The organism is Flavimarina sp. Hel_I_48 (assembly GCF_000733945.1).
GTDB lineage: Bacteria > Bacteroidota > Bacteroidia > Flavobacteriales > Flavobacteriaceae > Leeuwenhoekiella.
On record NZ_JPOL01000002.1, the window covers coordinates 2538480 to 2558024 of the forward strand.

The following is a 19545-nucleotide window of genomic DNA, read 5'->3' on the forward strand; positions in this document are numbered from 1 at the left end:
TAACGTAATATATTAAAAACTTTAAATCCTAAAATTTGTGATGTATTAAGATGAATACGATTATGGAGACAATCAACATATTTGAAACCAAAGAAAAGAAGCAAAAACAGGGAATAAAAGAATCATTTCCTGTTACGGGAATGACCTGCGCATCGTGTGCAGCGAGCGTTGAATCTGTTTTAAAACACACAGAAGGAGTGTTTGATGCCAGCGTCAATTTCGCTAATAGTTCTGTTCTTGTGGAATACGACAAAGCGTTGAGTCCTAATCAACTTCAAAATGCACTTCGCGAGGTAGGCTATGATATTATTATAGATACAGAAAATCCTTCGGAAGTACAACAAGAACTTCAGCAAAAACATTATCAGGACATAAAAAGCCGTACTATCTGGTCGGCTATACTTACGCTACCCATTTTTGTATTAGGAATGTTTTTTATGCAATGGGAACCAGGTAAGTGGATTTCTTTGGTGTTAACTTTTCCAATTCTTTTTTGGTTCGGTCGTAGCTTTTTCATCAATGCTTTCAAGCAAGCCAAACACGGTAAAGCAAATATGGATACCTTGGTAGCTTTGAGCACAGGAATCGCTTTTATCTTTAGTGTATTCAATACCTTTTTTCCAGAATCTTGGTTGAGTCGTGGTATTGAACCTCACGTTTATTATGAAGCGGCTACGGTAATTATAACCTTTATTTCCTTGGGGAAACTATTGGAAGAAAAGGCAAAATCCAATACGTCTTCAGCCATCAAAAAATTAATGGGTCTTCAGCCTAAAACCCTTAAAATCATTGAGAATGGAGAAGAAAAGGAAATTCCTATTTCATCCGTGCAAGTTGGCCAGACCATTTTGGTGCGTCCCGGAGAAAAGATTCCTGTGGATGGAGAAGTTTCCAAGGGAAGCTCGTATGTAGATGAAAGTATGATTACGGGAGAACCTGTTCCAGTAGAAAAATCAACTGATGAAAAAGTATTTGCAGGCACGGTAAATCAAAAAGGGAGCTTTCAATTTACTGCCGAAAAAGTAGGTGGAGAAACCTTACTATCACAAATCATTAAAATGGTTCAGGAAGCTCAAGGAAGCAAGGCGCCTGTTCAGAAACTGGTCGATAAAATTGCTGGAATATTTGTTCCCGTTGTGTTGGCTATTTCCATTATTACCTTTATTGTATGGATATCAATTGGAGGCGATAATGGTTTTTCACAAGCCTTATTAACTTCTGTAGCCGTGTTGGTTATCGCTTGTCCTTGCGCATTGGGATTGGCCACACCTACTGCCATTATGGTGGGTATCGGTAAAGGCGCTGAAAATAATATTTTGATAAAGGATGCCGAAAGTTTAGAGCTTGGCCATAAAGTGAATGCAGTAATCCTTGATAAAACGGGTACGATTACTGAAGGAAAACCTTTGGTAACCGACATACTTTGGAAGGACAAGCTTGAAAATCAGAACGATTACAAGGAAATTCTTTTGGCTATCGAAGCACAGTCAGAACATCCCTTGGCAGGGGCTGTAGTCAACCACTTAAAAGATGAAAATGTTGAACAAACTGAAATGGCTTCCTTCGAAAGTATCACAGGAAAGGGGGTAAAAGCTCAAACAGAAAATGGTTCAAAATACTATGTTGGAAACCATAAGCTAATGGTTGAAAAGAATATTCAAATCGACGCTTCCTTAATGCAAACGGCAGAAAGTCTCGAAGAGCAGGCTAAAACGGTCATTTTCTTTGGCAATGAAAAACAAGTGCTGGCGATACTCGCCATTGCTGACAAGATTAAAGAAACTTCAAAAAAAGCTATAGAAACACTTCAAGACAGAGGCATCGAAGTCTATATGCTTACTGGAGATAACAATAAAACCGCATCTGCTGTCGCAAAACAAGTAGGAATAACAAATTACCAAGGAGAAGTGATGCCTTCACAGAAAGCAGCTTTTGTTGAAAAATTGCAAGCTGATGGAAAGATAGTCGCAATGGTGGGCGATGGTATCAACGATTCGCACGCTTTGGCACAGGCCAATGTAAGTATAGCAATGGGTAAAGGGTCTGATATAGCAATGGACGTCGCGAAAATGACATTGATAACGTCAGATTTGCAATCTATTCCCAAAGCTTTGGAACTATCGAAAAGAACCGTGTTGGGCATACGTCAGAATCTATTTTGGGCATTCATTTATAATCTTATTGGTATTCCAATTGCAGCAGGCGTTTTGTATCCCGTAAATGGATTTTTATTGGACCCAATGATTGCGGGAATGGCAATGGCTTTCAGTAGCGTATCTGTAGTTCTAAATAGTTTAAGGCTTAAAGGAGTAAAACTTTAATATTAATTATAAATTCAAATACAATGAAAACTTTAAAATTTAAAACAAATATCAATTGTGGTGGTTGTGTATCAAAAGTGACCCCTTTTTTAAACAAGCAAGAAGGTGTCGAAAGTTGGGAAGTGGATACCGCTAATCCTGATAAAATTTTAACCATAGAAAGCGATGGTGCTTCAGAAGAAGATGTAAAGGCTACCTTGCAAAAGGTAGGCTTTAAAGCGGAACCTGTAGATTAATACCTCGCTATAATATGGTTTATATTTTAATTTTGGTTGTGATTCTTCTGTTTGCTATTCATTTTTATCGAAAAGAGAAACGGCATAGCGTAAAGCCATTTCCAGAGCATTGGCACAAATTATTAATGGAGAATGTTCTTTATTATAAAAATCTTTCAAAAGGCAGGCAACTTGTTTTTCAACAAAAAATGATGCAGTTTTTAAGTGAGGTTTATATAGATGGCGTGCAGTTTGAATTGGAAGAATTAGACAAAATTTTAATTGCAGCAAGTGCGGTAATTCCTGTTTTCGGCTTTAAAGAATGGCATTACACTAATTTAAGTGGAATCCTCTTATACCCAGATAATTTTAATGAAGATATGCAATTTAGCAGTAAGGATAACTCGCGCAATATTGGTGGGATAGTCGGGAACGGACGTTTTGAGAAACAAATGATTTTATCTAAAAAAGCATTGTATCACGGTTTTAGAAACACAACAGATAAAAGCAATACAGGCATACACGAATTTGTACACCTTATTGATAAGCTGGATGATAGAACAGATGGCGTTCCAGAGCGATTATTAGAACATCAATATGCAATACCTTGGCTGAATTTAATTCATAAGGAAATAGAAGCCATAAACGACAACCATTCTGATATCAGAAAATATGGTGGTACAAACCAAGCAGAATTCTTTGCAGTAGCTTCAGAATATTTCTTCGAGCGCCCAGATTTGCTCAAAAAGAAACATCCAGAACTTTATAAAATGTTAGTTAAATGCTTCAATCAAAAATTAGCAAATCCAATTAAAAATTAGTTTCTATTTAGGAGAGATTAAATCTGTAATTGAAAATCGTAAAGAGCGGATATTTTGAATATGCTAAACTACTTATAGCAATAAAATATCCGCTCTTCAATTATTTATTTCCTCAAAAGTTTATAACACTATCCAATGCATCATCTGCCTCTTTATGGATGAAATTGGCTTGATAGTTCAAGGTGGTTTTCAAATCACTATGGCGATATAATTTCTGTAGCATCAACGGATGAATGGCATCCCCAGCAATATTTCCAAAACTATGCCGTGCTATGTGCATCGTTATTTTCTTATTTATTTTAGCCTTTTTAGAGATTGATTTTAGATTGTCATTAAACCTCTTTGTAGCAGTTTTTCTCTTGTTATATAAATCTTTCGCATTTTCAGGGTCTGCCTTTTTCAATTCAGGGAAAACAAAATCATCATCACTTCTTTTATCATCTTTATATTGGTCTAAAATCTTTAGTACTTTTTCAGGAATTTTTAATGATAGAAGTTTTGCGTTTTTATGCATTCTATAATGCAGCCTGTTATCATAAATATCTGACCATTTGGTTCGTAGAACATCAGAAACCCTCATACCAGCAAAATTGAAACTAAAAAGCCAAACATTTCTAGTATGTATTTCAGAAGGTTTGAGATTTATCAAATTTTCAATTTGTTGAATCTCTAAAATATTTAGTCCGACTTTGGTAGTTTCAGGAAATTTGATTTTTATTTTATCGCCACCGAAGGGATATAATTCTCTGCTTACAATTTTGTATTTAATTGCTCTGTTAAATAATAGCCTTACAAATACCAAAATGTTCATTATTGAGGTTTCAGACAGGGAGTACTTAACTTTTAAAGTTAACATCAGTTTTTTAAGAAAACGTTCATCAATTTCTTGAAAAGACAATTGTTTCGAATTGTGATATTTTATAATAAAGCTCAACCACGCTTTATCAGTAGATAAACGATTTAGCTTTTCTGTACTTTCTAAATCGTCAAGATGTTCTTGTGCTAATTCAAAGAATGAAGCATTGATACCGGAGGAATATATTTCCTTCTTAATTTGATTGGCAGAAGCATCTTTTTGTTCGGATTGAAGCGTAATAAGAGCATTGTTTAATTCAGAAAGTTTCAAGGATAACAAATTGTTCAAGGTTTTGAAATTTATGTGTGATTTCTTAACCCGAATATTCTTTTCATCCCAATCTTCCAATTCAATGTAGTGACCTATATATTGGTATGTTGAGCGACGATTTTTTGTAATACGTATGGCAAGAGGATACAAGCCTTCTTTATTAGGCTTTTTGCGAAGAACTATTTTAGCGTTTGATGACATAATTGACCTAGTTTTGCGTACGAAAGCCAAATCAGGTACAACATAGGTACAACATTCAATTTTGAATGTTTAGTTTACCAAGAAGTTTCCCTAAAGATACAAATTTATTAGTTTCTCTGGGTACAACATAGGTACAACAAATGTTGAAATCAATTGATATTAGATGATATCAAAGAAAATGACATATTATATAATCAATTGAAAATGAGTGGCTTTGGTGCTGTTTGGGCAAATGTACGCTAGACTTAGGATCTAGTGCCGCAAGGTGTGGGAGTTCGAGTCTCCCCGCCTGTACAACGAGAAAAGCCCTTCGGAAACGTAGGGCTTTTTTATTTTCAGGGAATTACTAGCAGGGTGGCGAGATGAGAAGTTTATCCTGAGCCGAGCTACGAGAGTCTCCCGGACTCCCCTGAGCCTGTCGAAGGGCCTGTACAACGAGAAAAGCCCTTCGGAAACGTAGGGCTTTTTTATTTTCAGGGAATTACTAGCAGGGTGGCGAGATGAGAAGTTTAACCTGAGCCGAGCTACGAGAGTCTCCCGGACTCCCCTGAGCCTGTCGAAGGGCCTGTACAACGAGAAAAGCCCTTCGGAAACGTAGGGCTTTTTTATTTTCATCCATAACTGTTTTATCTTAAAAACGGCCTAAAAGCAGTGTAAAACAACACGTTTTTAGCTGTAAAAGGCAGTTTTATAGCGCTTTTTCATTCGTTTTACGGCCTCTAAATATGTTCGGAAAAAATTGCTTTAATTATTCGAGTTGAAAAAATTCGAGCAACCTTCGAAATATGTTTGAAAGAAGAATAACCAACTTTACGTTTAAAAGCCCCCATTTTTATCATTATCTGTCAAACCGTCCAGTTCTCTATTTTAGATTATGTATAGTTGAAGTTGGTCAATAGTCTGAATATTTTGAATTATCCACTGAAACAAAAGTAGAATTCCTTCCGCATTAGTTCCAAATCGAATCTCGTATGTCAAAGGATTGTTATATTCCAATATGGTTATTTCTGCTGTAAATACTAATTATTTCATAATTTTGCTTTATTTTAATTCGTTTGAATAAAGACAAAAGGCAAATTAATCTGTTGTAATTTATGATTGGGCAATTTCAACTTAAATTTTCATTGTTGGTGATTTTAAGTACATCTGCTGTTTTTTTAATGGAGACGCCTTAAAATTCAGTTATCACTCTATTGGTTTACTATACTTTAAAAAGTAACCTTAAAAATGCTTCGGTAAAATAGCTTACGATCAGATTAAAATAAATAGTATAACTATGAAAACCAGATTATTTGAATCACTGGAAAAGTATTTTGTCCTTGCCTTAATAGTTCTGGTTTTTCTGTTTTTGGCTCGGGCAGGTGAACTTATGCTGTACAATAGCAATCATGCGCTTCCCGCTGATTTCTTTTCTTTACTTGTTTCTGGCTGGGCGACTGATTTTGTTTTGTGGCTGCAATGGCTCTTGATACCCCTTTTGATTTTTGTCCCGTTCTTTATAATTACTCCCAGGATAACTGTTGTGGTCTTTGGTTTTTTAATCGTTGTATTTTTCGCGGTACATTTACTACTGATAAGTTATTTCAACACTTCATTGGTTTTGCTGGGTTCAGATCTACTGGGCTATTCGCTTGATGATATTAAACAAACGGTGGGAGCATCAGGGAGTTTATCATTCGGTTCTGTTCTTCTTTATATTAGCGTGCTCCTGCTGTTGAGTGCAAGTCTGTATTTCTGTTCAACAAAATATCGCGTTCACAAATACTTTTCGATTTCTTTTATCTTCTTATCGCTTCTACTTATTATACCCCAGGTTTCTAACAGCGTGACTTTCTCAGAGGGAGCATCAGATTTTGGTAATTCGATCGTGGTCAATAAGTCTGCTCATTTTTATGGCGAGGTCGAACATTATTTTTCTAAAACAGCATATGAAGTTGATATCTATGCTGCCAACTATTTAAGGAGTTACGGAGAAGATCATTTAACTAGAAGTATTGAGAAGGAATATACTTTTACAGATTTTCCTTTTTTGCATAAACGTAAAAAGGACGATGTGCTTACCCCTTTTTTCAAACCCAATGAAAAAGCTCCCCATCTTGTCTTTATTCTGGTTGAAGGGCTGGGAAGGGCTTTTACTAATGAGGGCGCTTATCTGGGCAATTTCACCCCTTTTCTGGATTCTTTATCACAAAAAAGCCTGTACTGGAAAAACTTTATAAGTAGCGGTGGTAGGACGTTTGCCGTACTTCCTTCTATAATGGGATCGCTACCCTTTGCAGAAAAAGGCTTTCTGGAACTAAAGCAAAGCATGCCAAAGGAACTTTCCCTGATTAATCTCCTAAGCAAAAACGCATACGAAACCTCGTTTTTTTATGGTGGTAATTCTGAATTTGATGGTATGGATACCTATCTCAAAAAAAATGGGATTGATGGAATTTATGATGAACCTACATTTCCGCCTACCTATAAAAAACTGCCTGGTAGTGCCAATTTTAGTTGGGGTTATGGGGATAGGGAACTGTTCGATTATTATCTAAAGAAGAAAAAGGATAAAACGCTTTCAAGACCGCGACTGGATATTTTATTGACTCTGACCACGCACAGTCCATTTAAAATAAATGACGCAGAAAAGTATGAGGATCTCTTTGAAAAAAGGATGAATTTGCTCAATTTTTCTACCGAGGAGAAAGAAAATCACAGGGTTTATAAAAATCAATTTGCAACCATTCTTTATACAGATGAGGCCATTAAAGAACTATTTGAAACTTATAAAAAACGAAGCGATTTTAATAACACCATTTTTATTATTACCGGGGATCACCGTATTCCGGAAATACCCATGAGCTCTAAAATAGATCGCTATCATGTACCCTTAATGATATATTCCCCTATGCTTACCAGAACCGCAAGTATTGCTTCGGTGTCAAGTCACTTTGATATCGCCCCAAGTCTTTTGAATTATCTGGCGTACAACCATCAATTCAAAATACCTGTGGAAACCAGCTTTTTAGGCAGTGGTCTGGATACGGTACGATCGTTTAGAAATATACACGAGATGCCTTTAAAACAGACTAAAACAGACCTTGTAGATTACGTTAAGGGCATTTATCACCTTAATAAAGACAATCTTTTTGAACTTAACAGGGATCTTGGTGAATTCAAGATTGAGAATGAAAACAAAAAAGCCGAACTGCAAGCAGCTTTCCGGGCCTTTAAAAGACGTAATTTGGAAATTACTAATGGTGCTCCCTTAATTCCTGATTCCATCTACAACAACTATATCCTCAAGCGGTAAATTCAATTGAGTCTATTTCTTTCTTCCTTTAGGATGTTAGTGAGCATAGGACGGTAAAACTTCCAGAAGAAACTGGAACGCTCAGAAGGTTTTCGATCATCATAGAAGAAACTTTTAAAAAAACCAATGCCTTTAAAATAGGAACTCGTTAGGCTAATACTATTATCGCTAAAATCCCCTGAAAAGTAATAAAAACGATAGTCTTTATCCAGATGGCTCAGAACTGCCGGGAAGGTATGGGGAATATTATTTTCAGTGAGCAGGGTAGCGCCGGCATTCATCAGTTCCATGGTAAATGAAGCCTCGATCTTATTAATTTTTAGGTCTGGTTGCATGATATCAAACCAAAAGGAATATTTGATTTTTTCGGGTAACCCCAATCTCTGTTGTGCTTGAACGGTGGAATGAATTTGCGGCAAAGCATTTTTTATTTGCTTACCTTCTTCTAAAATCATTACTTCATCCTTTATGTTTACAAAAACAAGACCTGCATTTTTGAAAGGCCATTGATCGTTATGCGTTCTTTTGTAATTCGTGATCAGCCATTTGGGTATTTCGGGGTTGGTGTCTATATCCAGATTTTGAAAATAACGCGCCGTCCAGCCTGTCCATTTTAGTCCGAACATCTTTTCGAATTCCGAACGGTTTCTCAGTTGGGTAGGCGAGCCTATGGTATTGAATTCCGTAAGGATAAGTTTATGGCGGCTTTTCATTTTATTGAGCAGTTCAATATCCTGATTGGTCAAACCGCCGTATAATATGCCGGAGCGCGCGCTGGCGTCCCCTTCCTTAAACCATTCATTATTATAAATTCCGTAGGTATCTGTAAAATATACCATGTCTGCATCGCTGCCCAACTGGCTCAGCTGCTGGGATGAAAATCGTTCCAGTCCCTTCAGTTCATATTGCTCATCCTGCAAAGGGAAAAACCCAAAGTAATCTTCACTTATTTTATAGGGTTTATCAGACGTTTTGGTGATTTTATTGTGATTGAGCACCCAGTTTAGGGAAATATGTTCCTGACCATCTTTGGTAAGCACTGTTTTGTCAACAATGGCCACGACCATTTTTTTGTTCGGCGCAAGCAACCAGGCTATCCACATTCCGCAAGGGATTAGTATAATCAGTATAATTACAGAAAAGATGATTTTTTTTGCCATACTTAAAAACGTTTGATGTATCCCAAACTAAGCGATACTTGATTGCCTCTGGTATCCCTTGCATATTCCTGATTTTCCAACGCGCCTGAAAAGGTAAGTATCGTAGTGTCCCATAATAATTTGCGGTAGCCCAGCGCGATGTTGCTTGATTTTAATTTGTAGATAGTATCAGGATCAAACAATACACTGTTTGCGCTATTGTCTGGAGAAAGTCCCGTACCTATTTTAAGGCTGATAAAATCATCTGCCCCACCCAGATAATAGCGTACCGTTAATGCGTAGGAATGAGATACCGAATTTCCTGAAGGTGTCAAATACGTACGCAGATTGAACCAATAGTTTTTATAATATTTCCCAACGCCAAGCGTATAGATCCAGGTGTTTTCACTAAAAGCCAAAAAGCGAAAACCTGCATCGGCCTCAAAAGCAGCAGGCAGATTTGCGTATAGGGAAAAACCAGCGCGATATCTGGGAAATATCCCGTCTTTGCTGGATATACCACCGCTTACATAGGTGTAAAAAAGATCAGAAATACGGGGATAGGCGTCTATTTCAAACTGAGTTCCATTGGTTCTGAATCTATTTGCATAATTGACACGTGCGGTCACCGAACCTAATTTTGTCTGCCTCGCATAATCTATACTTGCCAGATGCCAGGGATCATCAAAGCGTTTGTCAAAATAGATGAATTCATAGTTGGCACCTATCTCGTTTTTGACCGAAGCGGTGTTTATACCGCTTATGATACTCCTCGCTTCGGTGAGCTTTGGGTTCTTTTTGAGGAGAAGATCCAAAGTCTTGCGGGCTTCATCATAGCGTTCCAGGTCCTTAAGGATTTTAGCTTTGAGAAGGCCTAAAGATTGAGAATCTGTATGTTTTGATAGACCTGCGTCAACAATCACCAGGGCTCTTTCTGAATCTGAATTCCAATATTCTAAATTACCGTAGGCGAGCGATGCTTGTTCGTGACCTGCTTCTTTCATCAAGACCTCATTGAATGTAGTGCGTGCCTTGGGTAGGCTGTCTGTAAACGTGTAGAGCCTTCCTAAAAAAACACCGAGTTCCAGATAATCCGGACTTTTTTTGAGCGCTTCTTTCATCAGGGCGATAGCCGTTACATAATTGTCATTATCAAAAGCTTCAGCACGAGCTTCTGTGTAAAGCTGGTCTGAGGACTTATTATTTTGGGCCCAGGAAGACTGTATAAATCCAAACAGGATAAAGATGATGGTGATGTGACTGTTAGATTTTTTTGTGATCATTTCAAATAGTGTAAAACTGTAATACTTATTTTTTTACTTCTGGGCAGATGGTTTTCCAAAACCTGTACGGGTCATTTTTCCCCAGGAATCCTTGCCCATCAATAGGTCTATATTTCCCCTAACTGCAGACCACATCACAAAAGGGTGATAAATAAGTGGTTCTAACATTGCCGTTCCTAAAAGTTTTAGCATGTCTTGCGGCTTTTTATATTGCTGAAAAGTGAATTCTTCAAAAAATAAGGCGGTGATGGAAAAAAGTATGGAAAAGCTGTATACCACCCCAAAGAAAATGAAGAATACAGACCAGTTTATTTGCCCGAATATAAAGAGAAATAGGAAAAATAAGATTCCAAAAAACTCTATAATGGGCGCTAACCATTCAAAAAATACCCAATAAGGGGTACTTAATAGCCCTAAAATGCCATATTTAGGGTTAAAAATCATCTTTTTATGAATACTTAAGGTTTCTATCGTCCCCCTTGTCCAGCGGTTGCGCTGCCTATACAGGATTTTCCAGGTTTGGGGTACTTCTGTCCAGCAGAGGGGATCTGGCACAAAACCTACTTTATAGGGCACGTTTTTTTTGCGCATGAGGCGGCGCATGCGCACAAGCAGCTCCATATCTTCACCTACGGTCTCGTGATTATAGCCACCGGCCTCAATGACCGTAGCTTTATCAAACATGCCAAAGGCGCCAGAGATGAGCAATAAACCATCTACACGAGACCATGCCATCCTGCCCATTAAAAAAGCCCTGAAATACTCTAAAATCTGTGCGCGCGCAACAAAGCTTTTAGGTAGGCAGACTTCGGTGATCCTGCCGTCTTCTACAACGCATGAATTTGCTACCCGAATAATACCACCGGAAGCGATAACTTTTTTCGTGTTGTTTAAAAAAGGTTTGATAAGTTTAAGAAGGGCATCACGTTCTAATATGCAATCTACATCTATACAGCATATTATATCGTGTTTACTGCTATTAATGCCGCTATTTAGCGCATCAGATTTTCCCCCATTGAACTTATCTACGACTTTTAGATTTTTATAAGCTTTGTTTTTAGATACGTATAAGCCTTTAATGTTTTTTGAAGGAACGTGTTTAAACTGCAGGTCTTTGTCTAAATAAAGATCAAAGTGCTGCACGAGCTTTGCAAGCGTGTCATCACTGCTGCCATCATTGATTATTATGATCTCGTATGCAGGATAGTCAAGGGTAAGCAGGGATTTTACATTCTCTATTACATTTGCTTCTTCATTGTAGGCTGGTGCCAGTAAAGAAATCTTTGGCAAATGTGCCGATTGTAAAAGTCCTATCTCATCTTTAAAATTGTATCTGCGCTTATAATCCTTTAATTCTATCAAAGAAAATACAGAGGAAAAAATATAACCAAAAGACATGATCATGCCGTAGGCTAAGAATAGCCAACTTGCAATATCTATTAGCTGATGAAAATTTATATTCAAGCAAATTGGGTTTTGAAGTAGGTTAAGGCATTCAGAACGTGTGTTTTTAAAACACGTGCAAGGGTAGTGCGTCCTGTAACCCTTATGCTAATTTATTTTTGAACGTTATTCCTTTTACAAGAGGGGTTTTGGGTTTAAAGTGACGGGCAATCTTTAGATACTGAATTTTTAATGCCCGCTCGTTTACTTTTATATGAGGGGCGATTGCCTGCAAATGATTTTCGGTTCCCATCACCTTAATGGTTTTGAAAATTTCTGTTTTGATCTTAAGGCTTTCTTTGGGAAAATTCTCAATAAGTAAGGGTATTGCTTCTTCGATTTCCATCTTTCGAAGGGAAACAATTGCTTGGTACCGTATATCAGCATTGGGATGATTTACCAGTTTTTGTAAGGGTAAGATGTTCTCAAACTGATTGTGATCTACAATCATCTTAATACAAAAGATGGTAACGCTGGGTTGCCTGTGGTCCAGCCATCTGGAAAAATCAGGCATCTCCCCTTCATACGTGCGCAGCTCAGTTTCCATCCCTATTTGTTGCCACAGTGTCAGGGGCCTATCTATTTTATCCAGAAACGCAAGTGGATTGTTTTTTGATGCGTTTATAAGGTACATAATTGTTTGATGACGTGTCTCCTCGCGTTTAGCATTGAGTTGCGGTAAGACCATATCTTCTGGTACAATAACATTCAATTGACTTGATGCATGAATTGCCCTGGCCTTTTTATGCCAGCCTCTTCCCTTAAGGTCTTTTAATAGAAACTTGTAGAGATCAAGGCCATCAAATAGTTCTTTGATCAGCAATGAGGATTCTCCCTTTAAATTGTTAGTGTACATAAGCAATTGAGTTATTGCAACATGGTTATCGTAGGTGGTTTTTAAATGTTCGTTCCTAAACTTCTTTAAGCCATTTGCCTTATCAAATTCTTCATCAAACAAAAAATTATTTATAAAATCTATAATAAGAAGCTTTAGGTTTTTTTTCCTAATTTCCTTTTTATTTTTTCTAATGCGCAATACAAGAACAGTCCCCAGCAACACCACTGCCAGTATTGAAAAAAGTATGGTAAGCTTAAAATTGATTTCAAGTATTATAGGCCAGTCCTGAAATGATTTTGGGAAAAAGTTCATGGTATATATAATTTGTAATAAGGCTAAGGAGTCATTAGGGGCATCACGTATTGTAAATGGATTTACCAAGAGAACGTTTTACCCTTAGCGCAAGCTCATTAGGACTAAAGGGTTTTGTTATAAAATCGTCTACACCCATAGAAAATGCATCTGTGATAATATCCTCCTGAGTTGCTGTTGATAAAACAATTATAGGTAAGTCTGGATGGTTTTTTTTTATGTATTCTATCAGTTGGTTTCCAGTTATAAAGGGCAACATTAAATCAGTTAGCACAAGGTCAAAAGATTCTGATTCCAGTTTTTTCATAGCCTCCCGGCCATCTTCTGTAAGATGCACGTCATATCCTTCTTTTTTGAGCTTAAACTCCAGGGATTTTATAACCATAGGGTTGTCTTCTATTACTAATATTCTCTTCTTCATGATAAGTTGGTATTTATGGTCATTTGAGTAACGGGTTACTCAATTCATTTTTTAATTGAATAAATTCATTGTTTAGAGCATCAACCATTTGACATATTTCTTCGTTAGGTGTTTGATAAACAAGGTTATGGCAAAGCATACTGCCCACTTTATTGCTTAACATCTCAAAAGATGGTTTTATGTTGTGGGCCACTTTACGTATTTCTTCAAAATCCTGATTTAAAAGTAATCCTTCCATTTCCTGTATTTTGACGGAAACTGATTGTTCGAATATTGTTAGGGATTCTAATATTAATTCTTCATCACCATCATAAGTGTCTCTTAGGTACTGCAGGGAATACATAGGGGTTTCTGCCTTGTTTTCTGCTATCGCGATCGGTTTATTTAAAAATTCCTTTACGCTTTTAATAGTATGTTCAGTAAGGGAATTGGAAATAAATACAGCTGGATTTTTATTGCTTTCGCTATTTTTTTCCTCTGAAACAATTACTACCGGTAATTCCATTTTAAGTTCTTCCAGCACATAGTCAATAACTTTATACGCATTTAGAGGGGCAGCTTTTTCCTCTATGACAATGCCTGCTACGGCTTCGTTTTTTTTTATCCAGAGAATTGCGCTCATACTGTTGTTAAAATCAAATACTTTAAAATCTTCTTTTTCCAGTAATTCCCTTATCAATTGCCTTGAATTGTCGTTTGCATTAATGACCAAGATTATTCTACTACTCATGATTTTCCCAATTTTACATTAACATATTTATTTACGGTATTAACTAGCCGAAATTTTCTCTCCCCTGTCAAAGATCAACTCCTTGATTATCACTTTGTTTAAGGTTTGCATGATTACAGGTTTTGTCACATAGTCATTCATCCCGTAACTTAAGCATCGTTCCCGTTCACCCTTGATCGTACGAGCGGTCAGTGCGACGATAGGTGTACTTGATAAGTTGTTATCCTCTTCTAGAGCCCTGATCTGCTCTGAGGCTTCAAAACCACTGAGTATGGGCATTTGAATATCCATAAAAATCAAATCAATTTTTTGTTCTTTGAAAGCCAACACCGCTTCCTCACCATTATCAACCTCAATAAGCTGTACTTTTGGCATTAGTTTTTTAAGAATGGTACGTGTAAGATGTTTGTTTACGGGATTATCTTCGGCCACAAGTATGCTAAATTCATAGGTTGCAAGATCTACTTTGCCAATTTCACTAGTAATCTGAGGGCTGGTGGCGGTAGAAAGTTCAGGATAATTTATCTGATTTATCAGACTAAAAAGCTCATCCATGTGTATAGGTTTCGTTTTATTGAACTGAACCTTATATTCTTTACATTTTTTAGCGGTTATTTCATCATCTACAGAGCTGTGCAACAATATAATAGGAAGTTCTGCCATGTCTATCTTAAGTGCATTTCTTATATGCTCAATAAGCTCCAGACCATCCATATAAGGCATATGATAATCTATGATGGCCAGACTAAAAGACTGGTCTTTTTCAAGAATATCTATAGCTTCTATAGCATTTGGGGCAAGGACGGTATTAATATTTTGAGAGGTCAACATCTCATGTAAAATCTTGCGATTATTGTCATTATCATCAACAATAAGAACCTTATTGATATTGTGCATGGGTAGAACAGGCTTATCTATGACGGTATAGCTCTTTAATCCCACATCAAAATAGAATTTGCTTCCTATTCCCTGGGTGCTCTCTACTTTTAGGTTGCTACCCATAAGTTCAAGCAAACGGTTGCTTATGGTAAGACCTAATCCTGTACCGCCAAATTTTCTTGTTGTTGAGGCATCTTCCTGATCAAAAGCGAAGAATATTTTATCAAGGTTGTGCGGGGCAATACCTATACCTGTATCACGTACTGAAAAGGTAAAAATTTTAGTATCGCTTCCCCCTGTTCTATTTTTTGTGTCGATCTTAAGTTCAATTTCCCCTTGCTTTGTAAACTTGATCGCATTGCCTATAAGGTTCGTCAAAATCTGTTTTATACGAACGGAATCAATCCAGACAAAGCGCGTTACGGCAGGTGATATGTTGAGCAATATTTCAAGATTATTTTTATGTGCTTGATGCTTAAACATATCTATGATCTGCTCGCAAAGTGTAATGATATCCACTTTTTCTTCACTCAACTCGAGTTTACCCGCTTCTATTTTAGAAAAATCCAGGATATCGTTTATAAGGTCTAAAAGCGAATTGGCCGAATTGAACACCGTTTGCATATAATTGCTTTGGCTTTCATTAAGTTCGGTTTTCATCAAAAGGTCTGTAAAACCTATCACTCCATTGAGCGGTGTACGAATTTCATGACTCATATTTGCCAGGAATTCAGATTTTGACTTGCTGGCCATCTCTGCTCTCTCTTTGGCGATAACGAGTGATTCTTCCATTTCTTTGAGCTCAGAAATGTCTGTGGAAACCCCCAGATAACCGGTAATTTGATTGTCCTGATTGCGAATAGTGGTGACCACCAGCTGTACGGGAAGTTGGGTACCATCCTTTTTTCTATAGGTCCATTCTTGATATTTGGATTTTTCTAGATGCGCATCGTATGTGAAGACATCATTTGTATTTAGGGCGATACCTTTTTCCTCAGATAACTGTTGTCTTCTTGTTTCTACCTCTTCAGGTATATGAAACAAACTGGGGCTTTTTTTGTTTATGACCTCTTCAGCCTTATAACCTAGAATTCGTTCTGCACCTTTATTGAATTTTTTAATCACATGATTGAGGTCTGTCTCTACGATAACAATCTGGGTCGTCGCATCAAGAAGCGATTGTAAATCTTTAAGGGTACTTTTGAGATCATTCTGGGCCTTTACATGCTGTGTCATGTCCACGACCTGAAAAATCAATGACTTTACACCACCCAGCTCGTCGTAGATGGCCGAGACATAAAGGTGGCAGTTAACAATCCTCCCCTGCTTATGAATGTAGCGCTTTTCAACTGTATAATAGTCTATCTCATTGCTGAATATACTTTGTATATAATGCGCATCGTTATTATGATCATCGGGATGGGTAATATCCCAAAAATGAATCTGAAGTAATTCATTTTTTTCGTACCCCACCATGTGTGCAAGGTTTTTATTGACCATTATCCAATCTCCTTTTGTGGATACGACCCCCATACCGTTCGGGGAATTTTCAAACGCCTTGACAAATTTATTTGCATTCTCAGTAGCCTGACGTTGTAGTTCTTTTTTATAGGTTATGTCCTGCACCTGTGCTACCACGAGTTTTCCCGTATGCTCGTTTGCGGGCATTAATGAAGAAATCATACTGCACCAGATAGTTTTTCCCGATCTGTGCTTGCATTGAATCTCTAATTTTTTAGTAGTGTTTTCTGAAGTGGTCAGCTCCTTTTTATAGTCCTGAAAGGCATCTAAGAACTCAGGATTTACCAATTCTTTGAATGTCAGCTTTGAAATTTGCTCTTCAGTAAACTTTTCCATCCCAAAAATGCGCTTGCTCGCTGGGTTTATCGCTACGATGGTATCAGATGGATCAAAAAGAAGGATTCCCAGCGGGGAATTATCGTAGATACTTTCAAACCTGTTTTTTGCCGCTTTAAGCTCAATTTGTTGCTTTTTTTGCTCATTTATATCTTGAAAAGCCCCAAAAACCCGTATACACTTGCCATTTACAAATTCAGGTTTTCCAAAAGAACGTACCCAGATTTCATTGCCCTTCGCCGTGACAAGTTTAAACTCATCATCAAATGGCTTCCCAAGTTCAATAGCTTCATTAAAGAGTTTCATAATAAGATCCCTACTCCAGCCTTCTTTATAAAAAGAAATCCCGACATTCAAATCTGGAACAAAGTCAGGATCAACTTCATGAATATCGTAGGTGACGCTTGTCCAACTTATCGTCTGGGAAATAAGATCTACATCCCAGCCGCCTATTCTAGCTATGTGGTTGGTCTCTTTATAAATTGACTCAAATTTCTCTAAATGCAGTATTTGTTTTTCTAAATCTTCAATCTTATGGGGTACTGCTTCTTTTACTAATTTAAATTTAAATACTAAGCCTTTAGAGGCTAGTGCCAATATTTCAACGTTATATCCGGAAGGATCAGAGAATCTATTTTTAAATTCTAAGGTATCCTTATAAATTTCAGAAGGGTTTGCTTTAGCGCTAGCTATAAGCTCTTTTATTTGTTTTTTACAAGCAGAACCAGTAATCTTCGTATAGATTTGGAAATGATCGCTTGCTTGTTCGGTATCAAATTTTAAGCTGTTTAAGAAAGAATCATTCATCCAGAATTTTTGTGTATCATCCCAGTTGACATACCAGAAACCATCCAGGACATCACAGGTAAACCAGTCAAAAACGGAATCCGACTCTCGGATAAGTTGACGAAATTCTTCTTGAAGATTAGAGTAGGGCATAGCTGCTAATATCGTTTAGAAGATAAAAATAGGTATTTCAGCTGACATAAAAGCACTTCAACGCATTTAATAATAAACTTATGTTAAATATTAAGAAATAGGTATTTTGTTTTATGTTACCAGAAGTAAGAGAATGTAATCTGACCATTTAGTATAGAATCGCTTCAGATGTTTAAATAAAGGATAAAAGACTGGATTTTTATCAAAAAAGAATTCCTGAAGGGGTCTCACGTATTTATCTAAAGGCTTTTTGAGACCATTGTTCCATATAGAACTGGCAATCAAATTAAAGCTACATCATGGCCGTTCAATCAAAACCCTGGTTATCTTTACCAAAAATTATCATATGCCCGTAAGTTTCTCAGATTTAGGTGTCAATACCGCGCTACAACAGAGTTTAGCAGCTTTAAACATTATCCAGCCCACCGCAATACAGCAAAAAGCCATTCCGCTTATCTTAAACGAAAGTAAAGATCTTGTTGCACTGGCCCAGACAGGAAGTGGAAAGACACTTGCCTTTGGACTGCCCGTATTGCAACATATCGATCCTAAAAATGAGGCCGTACAGGCGGTGATCCTCGCGCCCACACGCGAACTGGGCCAACAAATCCACACCAATTTACTTTCTTTTGCCGCACATAGCCCAGAAATTAGCATTGCCTCCATTTGCGGTGGCATACCCATTAAACCACAGATTGAACGCTTAAAAACGACTACCCACCTTATTGTGGCCACGCCGGGAAGACTGGTAGATTTGATCAATCGAAAAGCCATTGATCTCAGTAAGGTTGTTACTTTGGTCTTAGATGAGGCCGATGAAATGGTAACTGCCCTAAAAACGGATCTGGATAGCATTCTTGCTGAAATTCCCAAAAACAGGAGGACACTTCTCTTTACCGCTACAATGCCTGGAACTATCAAACAACTGGTGCAAAACTATATGAGCAAACATATAGTGCACGTAGAAGCAGAAATGGAAACCGTGGGCCACCAGGGGATTGACCATCAATTCGTAGTGGTAGAACCTATTGAAAAACTAGAGGTACTGCTTTATTTCCTGTCTTCTAAAGAAGGGGAGCGGGGCATTATATTTTGCAAGACCAAAGCGGCCGTTAATAAACTGGCCAAAAATCTTGCTATTAATAAATTTTCTTCGGGAGCGCTGCATGGCAGTTTGTCGCAGCCTATACGCGATCGTATCATGGGCCAGTTTCGGGAAGGGCATATTGATATTTTAGTGGCGACAGATCTTGCCGCACGCGGGCTTGATGTCAAAGAAATCAGTTATGTTGTCAATTATCACCTGCCAGACACCTATGAAACCTATGTGCACCGTAGTGGCCGTACGGCAAGGGCAGGGGCAAAGGGGCTTGCGGTTACCGTCTTGCAACAGGAAGAGGTTTTTGAAATCCCGGAATTTGAGGAAGAACTGGGCATTAGTTTTAGCGAGATGAGAAAACCCGATGCGCAAAGTACCGAAGAAAACAATACGTTGCTATGGGCCAGGAAAATCTTTAAAACGAAACCGAACCGGACCATTCCGGCTGAATTCAAGGAGAAAATCAATACGGTTTTCCATCACTTAACGAAGGAAGAGCTGATTGATAAAATACTGGCGCATCACTTGGCACAGACCGCAATTGCACCTAAAGAGGAGGCAAAACCCACAAAGAAGAAACGTTAGGATTTAACCATTCAGGTTAACTTTTATACTTTTTGAACAAT

Annotated in this window: 14 protein-coding genes; 5 read left to right on the forward strand and 9 right to left on the reverse strand. The window is 37.6% G+C overall.

Annotation, left to right across the window (positions count from 1 at the left end; all coding sequences use genetic code 11):
- Positions 1-62 precede the first annotated feature (62 nt).
- Genes P162_RS11260 through P162_RS11270 form a run of 3 tightly spaced genes read left to right on the forward strand, consistent with a single transcriptional unit; the run spans position 63 to position 3357 of the window.
- On the forward strand, positions 63-2321 hold the full coding sequence (locus P162_RS11260; protein ID WP_031427480.1) for a heavy metal translocating P-type ATPase: 2259 nt from the start codon (positions 63-65) through the stop codon (positions 2319-2321).
- Positions 2322-2344: 23 nt separating this feature from the next.
- Entirely contained in the window at positions 2345-2557 is a 213-nt protein-coding gene (locus P162_RS11265; RefSeq protein WP_028376586.1) for a heavy-metal-associated domain-containing protein, read from the forward strand.
- Positions 2558-2571: 14 nt separating this feature from the next.
- Entirely contained in the window at positions 2572-3357 is a 786-nt protein-coding gene (locus P162_RS11270; protein WP_031427481.1) for a zinc-dependent peptidase, read from the forward strand.
- A gap of 112 nt (positions 3358-3469) precedes the next feature.
- Here P162_RS11270 and P162_RS11275 read toward each other — a convergent pair whose 3' ends face one another.
- On the reverse strand, positions 3470-4684 hold the full coding sequence (locus P162_RS11275; RefSeq protein WP_031427482.1) for a site-specific integrase: 1215 nt from the start codon (positions 4682-4684) through the stop codon (positions 3470-3472).
- Positions 4685-4936: 252 nt separating this feature from the next.
- A complete protein-coding gene (locus P162_RS17725; protein ID WP_164076251.1) occupies positions 4937-5299 on the reverse strand; it encodes a hypothetical protein in 363 nt (120 codons plus the stop codon).
- Between the two features lie 661 nt (positions 5300-5960).
- Between P162_RS17725 and P162_RS11285 the strand changes: the two genes are divergently transcribed.
- Positions 5961-7979, forward strand: coding sequence for an LTA synthase family protein (locus P162_RS11285; protein ID WP_117434200.1), 2019 nt, complete (start codon positions 5961-5963; stop codon positions 7977-7979).
- A 2-nt stretch (positions 7980-7981) separates the two neighbouring features.
- Here P162_RS11285 and P162_RS11290 read toward each other — a convergent pair whose 3' ends face one another.
- The 7 genes from P162_RS11290 to P162_RS11320 all read right to left on the reverse strand — a co-directional run bounded on the left by P162_RS11290 (position 7982) and on the right by P162_RS11320 (position 17820).
- On the reverse strand, positions 7982-9139 hold the full coding sequence (locus P162_RS11290; RefSeq protein WP_031427484.1) for a hypothetical protein: 1158 nt from the start codon (positions 9137-9139) through the stop codon (positions 7982-7984).
- Positions 9140-9141: 2 nt separating this feature from the next.
- On the reverse strand, positions 9142-10401 hold the full coding sequence (locus P162_RS11295) for a YaiO family outer membrane beta-barrel protein (protein ID WP_031427485.1): 1260 nt from the start codon (positions 10399-10401) through the stop codon (positions 9142-9144).
- Between the two features lie 33 nt (positions 10402-10434).
- Positions 10435-11859 (reverse strand): glycosyltransferase family 2 protein, encoded by a 1425-nt coding sequence (locus tag P162_RS11300; RefSeq protein ID WP_241077809.1) that lies wholly within the window; start codon positions 11857-11859, stop codon positions 10435-10437.
- An 88-nt stretch (positions 11860-11947) separates the two neighbouring features.
- Positions 11948-12994, reverse strand: coding sequence for a HEAT repeat domain-containing protein (locus P162_RS11305; RefSeq protein ID WP_031427487.1), 1047 nt, complete (start codon positions 12992-12994; stop codon positions 11948-11950).
- Between the two features lie 43 nt (positions 12995-13037).
- Positions 13038-13415: a response regulator transcription factor gene (locus tag P162_RS11310; protein ID WP_031427488.1), complete on the reverse strand. Its 378-nt coding sequence runs from the start codon at positions 13413-13415 to the stop codon at positions 13038-13040.
- Between the two features lie 19 nt (positions 13416-13434).
- Complete coding sequence (locus P162_RS11315) at positions 13435-14145, reverse strand: Hpt domain-containing protein (RefSeq protein WP_031427489.1); 711 nt, start codon at positions 14143-14145, stop codon at positions 13435-13437.
- Positions 14146-14184: 39 nt separating this feature from the next.
- Entirely contained in the window at positions 14185-17820 is a 3636-nt protein-coding gene (locus P162_RS11320; protein WP_051907866.1) for a PAS domain S-box protein, read from the reverse strand.
- A gap of 346 nt (positions 17821-18166) precedes the next feature.
- Between P162_RS11320 and P162_RS11325 the strand changes: the two genes are divergently transcribed.
- Entirely contained in the window at positions 18167-19504 is a 1338-nt protein-coding gene (locus P162_RS11325) for a DEAD/DEAH box helicase (RefSeq protein ID WP_031427491.1), read from the forward strand.
- Positions 19505-19545: the final 41 nt, after the last annotated feature.